We start from the raw sequence: 12,312 nt of genomic DNA on the forward strand, positions 1-12,312 counted from the left end.
CTAGAGGTGCAAAGTTACGATTTAGAACGTTAAAAGTTCAAGAAGTTGCTTAGAAGTCTGCTTTGGGTTAGGCGCTTAATTCGGTGTCATGGTTTTCGGTATCTTCCACATTTTGCCAAAATTCGATTATCTCCCTGAGGTTTTCTGTTAGCTGTTTGTAGTCAGGGGTTTTGAAAAAGTATCCCTGTATGTCGCGTTTAAAGGCTTCTTCTATTGGGTAAGCACTTCCCATAGTGGTGAAAAAGACAAAAGGTTTTGTTTTGTGTGAAAGGGAAATGTCTTTTCTTATTTCGTCGCAAAGCTCAAGGCCGTTCATTTTTGGCATATTGATGTCTGATATTACCAAAAAGGGATGAATGTGTTTTTGTTTCAGGAAAGGTATTGCTTTGGTACTGTCGTTTATAAAAATGATCTCGTTAGGGAGATTTAATGTTTTTAGAACCTCACCAAAAATAAACTGATCGTCATCGTCATCCTCAATTATAACTATGGGGCCGTCTTTTTTCATAATGTAATGCTTATTCACGCTGCAAAAATAAGGGTGTAGGGTGGTAAAGCCTCGAACATTAGGGTTTTGCTAACATAAAAGAGTCATAAAGTTTTGTTTTAGGTACTGTCATTGCGAGGAGGAACGACGCGGCAATCTATTTTGAATGATGAATGAGATTTCTCCTATCGTTGAAATGACAGTGCAGTACATCATCCTGATACGTAATGTAATGGAGTGAAGGATCTCTGTTTCTGTTCTTTTGTCTTGACACAAAAGAACCAAAAAGTCAAGGCTATAACTCCTTAGGCTAAAAATTATGGCATTCGGCTAAATCATCCGAACTCGCTTCGCTCAAACAGCGGATGCTCTTTTACGCCTCACTTATAATTTTCTTTACGCCACAGAGTTTAACGCCGTTGCCTGTTGTGGTCATTGCGAGGAGGAACGACGCGGCAATCTGTTTTAAATGATGAATTTTAAATTTTAAATGAGATTTCTCCTATCGTCGAAATGACAGTGCAGTATGTCATCCTGATACGTAATGTAATGGAGTGAAGGATCTTTTAAAATCATGCTTTAAACTTCCTGAAAGCCTGTATCATTTCGTAAATACCGAATGCGATAATAATTTTACCTAAAACAAGTATTAACCAGCTAAATCCATTGTTCAGAAATTGCCTTTCAAGAAAAGGGCTGTAAAAGTCTGTTAATAGGAAAAAACGAAAAGCTCCTATCCAGAAATTACTATTTCCTTGAAGATTTAGAAGAACATAAAACTCTATGAAATATAATAAGCTATAAAAAAAGAGACCAAATATAATTGTGCATTTTAGTGCTCTTTTCCAATCAGTTCCATAAACTGAAAATAAACCTGTGATGTTAAGAATTAATAAGTCCCTTTTGAAAGTCTTAATTTCTCTTTTTCTATAATGTGAGAGTTTCTGGTCTTTTCTATATTCTTTAATGTAGTGAATTAGATCTTTTTTGTATGCTTCAAATTCATATATCCTAAATTTATTGTAATCAATTTTATTTTCACTTTTTTGTAAGTTGAATTTGATGATTCTAATAGTTTTTCTATTACAATCATAAATTTTTTTGATTTGAATATCATCGAAAAAAGCTGTTTTTTCGAAAACAGAATTGTTAATATTAATTAAGTTAAAAAAGCTATTTTCGAAAAAACTTGAACTTTGAAAAATACAATTTTTGAAAGTTATGCAATTTAAACGTGATTTTTTAAAGGATGCCGAAGATTTGAAGAGACATTCAGTAAATTCAAGCTTTGTGGTAATTTCATTTTTCAATTTTTCAAAGAGTACAGATTCTTCAAATCTACATTCTTTGAAGGTTGTTGAATATCCGAAATCAGTTTCATAGAAAGAAGCAGAATTAAAAACGCAGTTTTTAAAAGAATTATTCGAATATTTGTCTTCTAATCCAAGTTTATTATTGGTGAATCTTAAGTCGCTTCCAAAATCATTATTGCTTATATCGCAATTTAGTATTGTGCAGTCATGAATCATGCAAGAGCGAAAGAAAGTTTTCTCTTTGGGATTAAATGTATTGTGTCTTAAAATGAAACTAGCATTTAAAGCAGTTACATTGTTTAATTTAAATTTATACTTAAAAGTATTGTGTGTAATTGAGAATTGTTTGCTTTTTACATCTAAATAGTTTACATCAAGATCGCCTAAATTACATTCAGAGATTGAGAAGATTGAGTCATTACAAACAATCATTTCCAATTTTAAAAGTTCAAAACTGCACCTGTTTATTACAATGCTTTTTTCGATTATGCTGTCAGATATGATTAAATTTTTTAAGTTCTCAGGCTCTTTTTGTTTTATGTTACCCATTAATTTCAAGCTTCCTTTGAAATAGCATTTTGAGACTTTATTAAAACTAGAAACTTGAAGTGGATTTATTGTAATCTCATCTATAATAGAATAGTTTTCTATTGTATTAATGTTTGACTTTAAAAGTTTAATAAACTCTTCTCCTGTAATTTCTTTCATAAGGTGCGTTTTAAGGAAACTAAAATAAACAAAAAACCCGGCACATCTGCACCGGGTTTCTTTATCTTAATACTTTGTACTCAATACTTAGTACTAGTCGTTCAGTTTAAGTACTGCCATGAAAGCTTCCTGCGGAATCTCCACGTTACCTACCTGACGCATACGTTTTTTACCTTTTTTCTGTTTTTCAAGAAGTTTACGTTTACGCGAAATATCACCACCATAACATTTTGCCGTTACGTCTTTACGTAGGGCTTTTACAGTTTCTCTCGATATTACCTTAACCCCGATAGCTGCCTGAATAGGAATGTCAAACTGCTGACGTGGTATAAGTTCCTTCAGCTTTTCACACATTTTTTTACCAATGTTGTAGGCATTATCCTCGTGGATAAGTGCCGAAAGCGCATCTACAGGCTGTGCATTAAGCAGTACGTCAAGACGAACCAGTTTAGAAGCACGCATACCTATTGGGTGGTAGTCAAACGATGCATATCCTTTAGATACGGTTTTAAGCCTGTCATAAAAGTCAAATACAATCTCGGCAAGCGGCATATCAAAAGTAAGCTCCACACGCTCTGTAGTAAGATACGTTTGGTTGGTAATCAAACCACGCTTTTCAATACAAAGGCTCATTACGTTTCCTACAAAGTCACTCTTGGTAATAATGGTAGCCTTAATGTAAGGTTCCTCTACACGGTCAAGTTTTGAAGGTTCCGGTAAGTCAGACGGGTTATTTACAATAAGAGCCTTTTCCGGTTCTTTTTTGGTATAGGCATGGTACGACACGTTAGGTACGGTAGTAATTACCGTCATGTCAAACTCACGCTCCAAACGCTCCTGGATAATCTCCATGTGTAGCATTCCAAGGAATCCGCATCGGAAACCAAAACCAAGTGCAGCCGAACTCTCCGGAGCAAAAACAAGGGAAGCATCATTTAACTGAAGCTTTTCCATTGAGTTTCTAAGCTCTTCATAATCTTCGGTATCAACAGGGTAAATACCCGCAAATACCATCGGTTTTACGTTTTCGAAACCGGCAATCATATTTTGTGTTGGCGTTTTGGCATCGGTAATGGTGTCACCCACTTTTACCTCTCTTGCTTCCTTAATTCCGGAAATAAGATAACCCACATCGCCTGTTTTAATTTCCTGTTTAGGAACCTGGTTTAGTTTAAGCGTACCAATTTCGTCGGCAAAATACTCTTTACCGGTAGCCATAAACTTAACTTTTTGTCCTTTGGTAATCGAACCGTTAATTACCCTGAATATAACCTCAATACCACGGAAAGGGTTGTAAACAGAGTCGAATATAAGTGCCTGTAACGGCTCTTCCGGATCTCCTTTCGGAGCCGGAATACGTTCAATAATAGCTTCTAGTATTTTATCTACACCAAGTCCGGTTTTACCGCTGGCAGGGATAATGTCTTCAAGTCTACAGCCTAAAAGGTCTACAATGTCATCACTTACCTCTTCCGGGTTTGCACTCGGTAAGTCAATCTTGTTAAGTACCGGTATGATCTCAAGGTCATTTTCCAGTGCAAGGTATAGGTTAGAGATGGTTTGTGCCTGTATGCTTTGTGCAGCATCTACAATAAGAAGTGCTCCTTCGCAGGCTGCGATAGAACGGGATACCTCATAAGAGAAGTCTACGTGGCCCGGAGTATCAATAAGGTTAAGGGTATATTTCTCGCCATTGTACATGTAGTCCATTTGTATGGCGTGGCTCTTAATTGTAATACCCCTCTCACGTTCAAGGTCCATATTGTCCAGTAGCTGTGCCTGCTGCTCGCGCGCAGTTACAGTTTGGGTGGCGTCTAACAGCCTGTCGGCCAGGGTACTTTTACCGTGGTCAATGTGGGCAATAATACAAAAGTTCCTAATGTTCTTCATCTTCGTTCAGTATCAGTTTAACTTACCTCTGTTGCCCTGTATTTGTGCAATAACATGCGGCCACTAGTAAAGGTAGTAAATTAATCGGCAAATATAGTCAAAGTTAGCAAGTTGCAAAGCGGGTTGTATAAATAAAAAAGCAGCACATATCTAATAGAATATGTGCTGCGGAAAATAGGGGGATCACGAATGAAATGAATCCTGTTTTTAATCCGCTATTTAACGGATGGAGGCATATCCATCATCAGGATTCCTAAAAAATACATTCATTCCATATGAATGTATACGGCAAAAAAAAGGGTATGGTTTTAAAAAACCGAAAAAAATAAAAAGCCGGCACATGTGTGGTATGCATGGCCGGCAAAAAAAATATGTATAGTACATACTGATTGCAAAAGGTACAGTGGGGACTGTGTATATTTGAACGGGTCGGTAATCTTGGGTAGTGCAAATATAAAGAGCCCTACAACTGATATAAAAGGACTGGTTATTCGAATTTTCTATACTGTTATAGGGTTTGCTTATGCGGTTTTATTTCATATCGCCAAAATGTTGTAATTTTGCACAAAATGAAGAAGATGGTTAAGATTGGTAATATAGAACTGCCTGAATTTCCGCTATTACTGGCACCAATGGAAGATGTGAGCGATCCTCCTTTCCGCAGATTGTGCAAGCAACACGGGGCCGACCTTATGTATAGTGAGTTTATCTCTTCGGAAGGACTTATACGCGATGCGATAAAAAGCCGCCAGAAGTTGGATATATTTGATTATGAAAGGCCGATAGGAATTCAGATATTTGGGGGTGATGAAGAGGCGATGGCGATGAGTGCCAAAATTGTGGAGACAGTAAATCCTGATATAGTAGATATTAACTTTGGGTGTCCTGTAAAAAAAGTGGTATGTAAAGGTGCCGGGGCAGGTGTGCTTAAGGATATCGACCTGATGGTTCGTCTTACCAAGGCTGTAGTAAACAGTACCCATCTTCCGGTTACGGTTAAAACCCGACTGGGTTGGGACGATGATTCCATTAATATTTATGAGGTGGCCGAAAGGTTACAGGATGTAGGTATTAAGGCCCTAACCATACACGGACGTACCCGTGCACAAATGTACAAAGGGGAGGCCGACTGGGCTCCTATCGCAAAAGTGAAAAACAACCCGAGAATTCATATCCCTATTTTTGGAAACGGAGATATTGACAGTCCGGAAAAGGCACTTAAATACAGAAACGAATACGGACTGGACGGTATCATGATAGGTCGTGCCGCTATTGGGTACCCGTGGATTTTTAATCAGATAAAACATTACTTCAAAACGGGAGAGCACTTGCCGGAACCAACTGTTGAAGATCGTGTGGAAGCAGCTCGCAACCACCTTAAATGGTCTATAGACTGGAAAGGTGAAAGGGTAGGGGTGTTTGAAACCCGCAGGCATTATACCAATTACTTTAAAGGTATACACGGCTTTAAGGAATACAGGCAACGAATGGTGTCTAACGACAAACCTGAAGATGTGTATGCCGTATTTGATGAGGTGCTTGATAAGTTTGCCGATTATAAAATGGTATAATCGTGGCTGCCTCTCTTCAAAACAAACGAACAGCGGTAAAAGCCCGAAAGAATTTTAAAGAGGTTGTAGCGTTAAACGATAATCCGTGGCGATGGGAAGTGGGCCTAGAGGCTGCCATTGCTATGGGTATACCTTTGCTTGCCTTTTACTTTTCGGGGCATTTAACTCTTGGGTTTATTTCTTCCCTTGGCGGACTTACCGCATTACACTGCCCGCAACTGAAAAGAAAAGAAAGAGCAGTAGTGCTTCCTGTAGTTATTTTAGCGATTACTTTTTCCTCCCTGCTGGGTGCTTATATGGCAACCGATGTATGGCTCAAAATGCTGTGCATTGTACTGGTAACTATAATTGGTTGTGTGTTTATGATAGGCTGGCGGCTTGGTCCTCCGGGACCGTTGATGATGGTTTTGGTAGCGGCGGTAACCGGAAAAATAGCTTCGTCTTCTGCACCCGAGGTACAGCATTTAAGCAGTATTATGTATACGTTGCTTGTTGGGCTTGGTGCATTTGCAGGATATGTAGTAATTGTGTTTCCGTTATTGTTTAAAAAATTCAGAAAGCCCGAACATAACGGCAGGAAATTCAATGAAATATTTTCGGGATTAAAGTTTGATGAGGTTTCAAAAGCCATAACCTTGCGTATAGTAACCGGAGTTACCCTGGCAGTTTTAATGGCATGGGTATTTAAGGAAGAACGTATTTACTGGATGGTACTTCCGGTAATAGCTGTTTTGCAGGCTGGACCTTCAGTAAGGCTTACGGTTATAAAAGGAGTACACAGGATGATAGGTTCACTATTAGGTGTATTGCTGTATGGAATTATACTGCTGATTAATCCGCAGGGGTTAGGGCTGGTATTAACCGTACTGATACTACAGTTTGGTATTGAGGTGGTGGTTATGCGCAATTACGGACTCGCACTTATGTTCATTACACCACTTGCGCTTACCATAGCGTCTATAGGGCATAATGTGGATATGATGGCTACGATACAGGCCAGGGTGCTCGATACGATTATAGGGATTGTTATCGCACTACTAGTTTTCTTTGTTTTTGAAAAAACGAAATTCAGAACCCAATAAAATAACAAAAGGCTGTCTCAAAAGTGTCATTCTGAATGTAACGAAGAGGAATGAAGAATCTCTGGTAATTAAAATTTGAGATTTTTCCTTCGTCAAAATGACAGTTTGTAACTGATAATTACTTTTGAGACAACCTTTTTATTTTATACCTGTACTTTTTTCCATTTTCCTTTTCTGAACAATGTCATACTGGTTATGGTCATGGCGGTTTCGGCTATCGGTATGGCGATAAACACACCTGTAGGCCCCATATTGAAATGTTTGGCTAACAGATATGCTAACGGGATTTGTAATATCCAAAAACCGAAAAAGTTTACCCATGTTGGAGTTTTTGTATCACCCGATCCGTTAAAGGCATTGATAAGTACCATACCTATTCCGTAAAATACATATCCCGAACTCAGTATCATTATCGCTTTTACAGCAATGTCGTGTACATGGTTGTTGTTGGTAAAGAACCACATAAAACTATCGGCTGCCAAAAGGGTAATAATCATAATAATTCCCATGTAAATGGCATTGAAGCGTGCTGTTATCAGTACCGATTTTTCTGCCCTTTCTACCTGTTGCGCACCAAGGTTTTGTCCTACCAGTGTTGCTGCAGCACCACTAAGTCCCCATGCCGGTAACATAAAGAACATCATAATGCGCAATGCACTCTGATAACCTGCCGATCCTTCGTCGCCTCCGGTGGTAGCTACCAGTTGGGCTAAAAATATCCAGCTGCACGATGCAATTACAAATTGTAATACACCGGGAGCGGCAATTTTTACAAGGCTTTTTATTTGCTCCATATCCGGAACGAAATAAGATAAGGCTACTTTTAATGCGCCTTTACCGTTAAACAGGTTATATAACTGGTAAAGTACCCCTACACTGCGACCTATGGTTGTGGCTATAGCGGCTCCGGTTAAACCGAAGTCCAGTACGTTTATGAATATAGGGCATAATATGATGTTACAGATGTTGGCAACCCATAAGCTTTTCATGGCTATGGCAGCATTACCAGCCCCACGGAAAATACCATTGAAAAGGAAAAGAAGCATAATTACAAAACTACCGCCCATCATAATCTGTACGAAGGCGGTTCCATAAATGGCCGATTCCATTGACGATCCCATCCATACCAGTATATCGGTAGCGAAAATAAATCCGAATACGGCAATTAAAAGATTTACAGCTACGGCTACCACTATGGCCTGCATCCCCGCCCTTGAGGCTGCTTCTGGATTTTTTTCTCCTATACGCCTGGCTACTACCGCTGTGGCTGCCATACTCATACCTATGGCGATGGAGTAAATTATGGTTAGTACCGATTCGGTAAGGCCTACTGTCTGCACCGCGAAACTGCTGTTTTCAAGGTGTCCCACAAAGTATAGGTCTACCAGTGCAAAAACCGACTCCATCATCATTTCGAGCATCATAGGGATTGCCAGTAACAGTACGCCCCTGCGGATGCTGCCCGTAGTGAAATCGATGTTTTCTCCCTTAAGGGATTGTTGTAATAAGGCATAAAAGCGTGAATACGCGTTGCCTAGTTTTGACTGCTGTGTCATTATGTCGTGAAATAAATGTTATAAGAATAATACAAACAAAGAGCGGCATTAAAGGTTTAATGCTTCATTTGCTTTCTAAAAAGTTAGCGGTGGTATGTAGTCTTAGCGGACTAAGACGGCAATTAACTTCATATTCCTTTGATCTTGAGAGGCAAATATAAATGAAAAATGTAATGGGAGAATAAAAAAATTATGAATTTTCCAATAATTTTGAATTTACCCTTCTGGCAGCAATTCTCGATGCCAGTATTCCTAAGGTGAAAAGTGTAAGTAATACCACTACGATATTGGTGATGTTGTATTCCACCGGGAATGGTAGTGTGGGAGTAATGGTAATGAGCTGAAACTGTTGCTGTAATACTATAATTATGGTTCCCAGTATAAGCCCGGTAAAGGTTCCCAGTGCTGTGATGAAAATACCCTGATACAGGAATATTTTGCGGAGTCCCTTAACATCCACACCAAGGCAGAACAATGTTTTTATATTTTCCCTTTTATCCAGTATCAGCATAATTAGTGCGCCTGCCAAACAGAATAATGTAAGTACCACAACCAGGGAACAGATGAGGTAGGTAACAAGGTTTTCGGTATTAAGCATGCGGTACAGGGAGTCGTTAAGCTGTGCCCTGTTTTTGATTACTACTTTGTTGTTAAAAAGAGTAAGCAGTTCCTGTTTTACGGTTTCTTCCTGTGCTCCCGGAGCCAGTTTTATTTCCAGTGCCGATATTTGGTTTGGTTTGTATTGCAGTAATTCCTGAGCAAGGCCAAGGTCGCAGTATACATATTTGCTGTCTACATCGTCATTAATAGAGTAAATGGCAACAGGTACTAGTGCTGACTTATTAAAGGCTTTTTCGGGATTGTCTATAGGGCCTTTTCCGGTTGTTGGGACATATACTTCCAGTCGGTGTCCGAAGTCGGACAGTCCTATCGATAGTTTATCAACTGTGCCCATACCTACCACACACTGCGAGGTTTGCGGAGTAAGCCAATATCCTGCCAGCAGTTGCTTTTCCATAGGGTTTACCTGAGTGAAAATACTGTCGGTTCCCTTAAGGTAGGCTACATGTTCTTTTTGGTCAAAGTAAAAAAGAACACGTTCTTCCACCACATGGCTGTAATTGGCAATACCTTTAATACCTTTAATTTTTTCTTCCTGTTCCGGGCTAACCGTAAATGATTTCCCTATTTCGGTAGTAATTTTAAGGTCGGGATCGGTAGCATTGGTGAAGGAAAGACTGAAATTTTTGAGTCCGCTAAAAACCGAGAGAATAACAAAAAGAGCCGTCGCACTTATTACAATACCCGCAGCAGCAATTACGGAAATTATATTAACCGCAGTGCTTTTGCTTAAAGTCATGGTGTACCTTCTGGCAATGTAAAAAGGGAAGCTCAAATTATGATTTCTTGCGTTTGTCTAAAAGTTCAGGGTTTTTAATAGGGTTGTTTTCGCCTTTAAGCTCTTTGTCAATAAGGTCTATCCTGTCTAATGAATCGTCTATATAAAAAATAAGGTTCGGCACTTTTCTAAGCTGTGATTTAACACGCTGTGAAAGGTCGTGCTTAATAAGCGGTGTGTTAGAGCGCACTGCCTCAAGTATTTCCTCTCCTTTGTCTGAAGGGAAAATACTCATGTAAACCTTTGCTATAGAAAGGTCGCTGGTTACATTTACTTTAGATATAGATATGATAAGGTTGCTTATTCCGTTTTTACGTACCTCGCCCTGTAAGATATCTACAAGGTCTTTTTGCAACAGATTGCCTATTTTTTTTTGCCTGTTCGTTTCCATAATGCAAAAGTACTGAAAGTTTTGCAAGTAAAGCCGTTATTTTTTAAGGCAGCTTATTCTCTTATCTCCTGGCAAAGCTCTACCAATACACCATTTGTGCCTTTTGGGTGTAAAAAAGCAACCAGTTTATTATCGGCACCTTTTTTAGGGGTTTCGTTAAGTACGGTAAAACCTTCTTCCTTAAGGCGTGCAATTTCGCTAACAATATCCTCTACATCAAAAGCGATATGGTGAATGCCTTCGCCTTTCTTTTCCAAAAATTTCGCAATAGGACTATCGGGGTTTGTGGCTTCAAGAAGCTCTATTTTGTTAGGACCGTTCATAAAGAAAGAGGTTTTAACGCCTTCGCTGGCTACTTCTTCCATTTTGTATGCCGGTGTGCCTAACAGTTTTTCAAAAAGCTGGTTTGAAGTTTCTAAATTTTTTACTGCAATGCCTATATGTTCTATTTTTCTCATTGTGTGTTTTGTTTGTGCGGGTAAAGATAGGTTATAAAACAAAAAAACCGCAACTCTTTTGAAGTTGCGGTTGTGGTCCCACCTGGGCTCGAACCAGGGACCACCTGATTATGAGTCAGGTGCTCTAACCAACTGAGCTATAGGACCAGTTTTGAGGTTGCAATATTACTACTATTTTTAATTCAAACCAAATAATTTTACAGGATTATTTTATAAAATCGGTCATAAATTATTTACTTCCTGATAATGTGAATTTTATTGTACGATAATATTAGCAGGTTGCCTGCACCGGTACTTCGTTTTTGGTTCGGCTCATTAAAATCAGGATAATAATTATCCCTGCCGTAGCCATAGCTGCACCCACAAGATTTGGCGAAGCATAACTAAAACCTGCAGCAAGTGGTAAACCTCCTAAAAAGGCACCAAGGGCATTACCTATATTAAACCCGGCCTGTAGCGTGGCAGAAGCAATCATTTCGGCATCCTTGGCTGTTTTTATCATTAATATCTGTATAGGTGCAATAAGTGCAAATGATATACATCCGGTAAGGAAAACCAAGGTTAACGACAGGTACTGGTTAGCCGATCCAAAATAAACCGTTAGCAACACACCCGTCATTGCCAATAACAGGGCGAAGGCTGTTGGGGCAGGAGAGAAGCGGTCGGCAAGGCGCCCACCTAAAAAGTTTCCGGCAACCATACCCAGTCCGGTAAGTATCATGATATACGGAATATTCTCGGCAGCAAATCCTGAGATATTAGTAAGCAGCGGGGCAATGTAGCTAATCCAGCTGAACAGTCCGCCAAAACCAATAGCAGTAAGCAGGATTATTAACCACGAATTTAACTTGCCAAAGAATTTTAACTGGTGTTTTATCCTGTTGTCTCTATTGGCTTCCATGTGAGGCATCCATAATAGTAGTGCCAAAAAGGTAATGAGCCCAATAGCGGCGATAATCACAAAGGTATAGCGCCAGCTAAAATGTTGCCCTATGTATGTCCCTAACGGAACCCCCACAACATTGGCAATGGTTAACCCCGAAAACATAATGGCGATAGACTGTGCTTCCTTACCCTTATCGGCAAGTTTGCTGGCTACTACGGCACCTACGCCAAAAAAGGCTCCGTGAGGTAAGCCCGACAGTAAACGTGAGGCTAAAAGTATATTATAATTTGGGGCAAAAATGGAAAGCGCATTAAAAACGGCAAGCATCAGTGCCAGTATAAGCAGCATTTTTTTAGGCGGAAGGTTTCTTCCGGCAATTACTAAAATAGGGGCGCCTATCACCACTCCAAGTGCGTAAGCCGATATTAAATATCCCGCTTTTGGTATAGATACCTTCAGGTCGGCAGCGATATCGGGCAACAGCCCCATAATCACAAACTCGGTAATACCAATGGTTAGTCCGCCAAGCAATAAGGCGAAAAGACTCTTTTTCATAACTAATCTCTCTAAA

10 protein-coding genes and 1 tRNA gene are annotated in these 12,312 nt (G+C 39.5%); 2 read left to right on the forward strand and 9 right to left on the reverse strand.

The genetic code is table 11. The features are described 5' to 3' along the window. Positions 1–67: 67 nt before the first annotated feature. The 3 genes from Q763_RS08795 to lepA form a co-directional block, all read right to left on the reverse strand. A complete protein-coding gene (locus Q763_RS08795; protein WP_035133317.1) occupies positions 68–508 on the reverse strand; it encodes a response regulator in 441 nt (146 codons plus the stop codon). Positions 509–1,059: 551 nt separating this feature from the next. Then, positions 1,060–2,508, reverse strand: coding sequence for a pentapeptide repeat-containing protein (locus Q763_RS08800; protein WP_035133319.1), 1,449 nt, complete (start codon positions 2,506–2,508; stop codon positions 1,060–1,062). Between the two features lie 93 nt (positions 2,509–2,601). After that, positions 2,602–4,398 carry a translation elongation factor 4 gene (gene lepA / locus Q763_RS08805; protein WP_035133321.1) on the reverse strand — a complete coding sequence of 599 codons (1,797 nt, stop codon included), beginning with the start codon at positions 4,396–4,398 and terminating at the stop codon, positions 2,602–2,604. A gap of 578 nt (positions 4,399–4,976) precedes the next feature. On the opposite strand from lepA, the gene dusB reads away from it, so the two are divergent. Together dusB and Q763_RS08815 are read left to right on the forward strand one after the other, a co-directional pair. Further along, complete coding sequence (dusB, locus tag Q763_RS08810; RefSeq protein WP_035133323.1) at positions 4,977–5,969, forward strand: tRNA dihydrouridine synthase DusB; 993 nt, start codon at positions 4,977–4,979, stop codon at positions 5,967–5,969. Between the two features lie 2 nt (positions 5,970–5,971). After that, positions 5,972–7,051 carry an FUSC family protein gene (locus Q763_RS08815; protein ID WP_035133325.1) on the forward strand — a complete coding sequence of 360 codons (1,080 nt, stop codon included), beginning with the start codon at positions 5,972–5,974 and terminating at the stop codon, positions 7,049–7,051. Positions 7,052–7,194: 143 nt separating this feature from the next. Here the strand turns inward: Q763_RS08815 and Q763_RS08820 are convergent, their stop codons facing one another. From Q763_RS08820 to Q763_RS08845, 6 genes are all read right to left on the reverse strand, one after another. Then, positions 7,195–8,607 carry an MATE family efflux transporter gene (locus tag Q763_RS08820; RefSeq protein ID WP_035133327.1) on the reverse strand — a complete coding sequence of 471 codons (1,413 nt, stop codon included), beginning with the start codon at positions 8,605–8,607 and terminating at the stop codon, positions 7,195–7,197. Between the two features lie 190 nt (positions 8,608–8,797). After that, positions 8,798–9,967 carry an ABC transporter permease gene (locus tag Q763_RS08825; RefSeq protein ID WP_232297513.1) on the reverse strand — a complete coding sequence of 390 codons (1,170 nt, stop codon included), beginning with the start codon at positions 9,965–9,967 and terminating at the stop codon, positions 8,798–8,800. 37 nt (positions 9,968–10,004) lie between these two features. Next, on the reverse strand, positions 10,005–10,397 hold the full coding sequence (gene rbfA, locus Q763_RS08830) for a 30S ribosome-binding factor RbfA (protein WP_035133330.1): 393 nt from the start codon (positions 10,395–10,397) through the stop codon (positions 10,005–10,007). Between the two features lie 53 nt (positions 10,398–10,450). Then, complete coding sequence (mce, locus tag Q763_RS08835; RefSeq protein WP_035133332.1) at positions 10,451–10,855, reverse strand: methylmalonyl-CoA epimerase; 405 nt, start codon at positions 10,853–10,855, stop codon at positions 10,451–10,453. A 73-nt stretch (positions 10,856–10,928) separates the two neighbouring features. After that, positions 10,929–11,002, reverse strand: a tRNA-Ile gene (locus Q763_RS08840). 124 nt (positions 11,003–11,126) lie between these two features. Continuing rightward, positions 11,127–12,296: an MFS transporter gene (locus Q763_RS08845; RefSeq protein ID WP_035133334.1), complete on the reverse strand. Its 1,170-nt coding sequence runs from the start codon at positions 12,294–12,296 to the stop codon at positions 11,127–11,129. Between the last annotated feature and the right edge of the window lie 16 nt (positions 12,297–12,312).

Origin of the sequence: Flavobacterium beibuense F44-8 (assembly GCF_000769915.1) — a bacterium.
Taxonomy (GTDB): Bacteria; Bacteroidota; Bacteroidia; order Flavobacteriales; family Flavobacteriaceae; genus Flavobacterium; species Flavobacterium beibuense.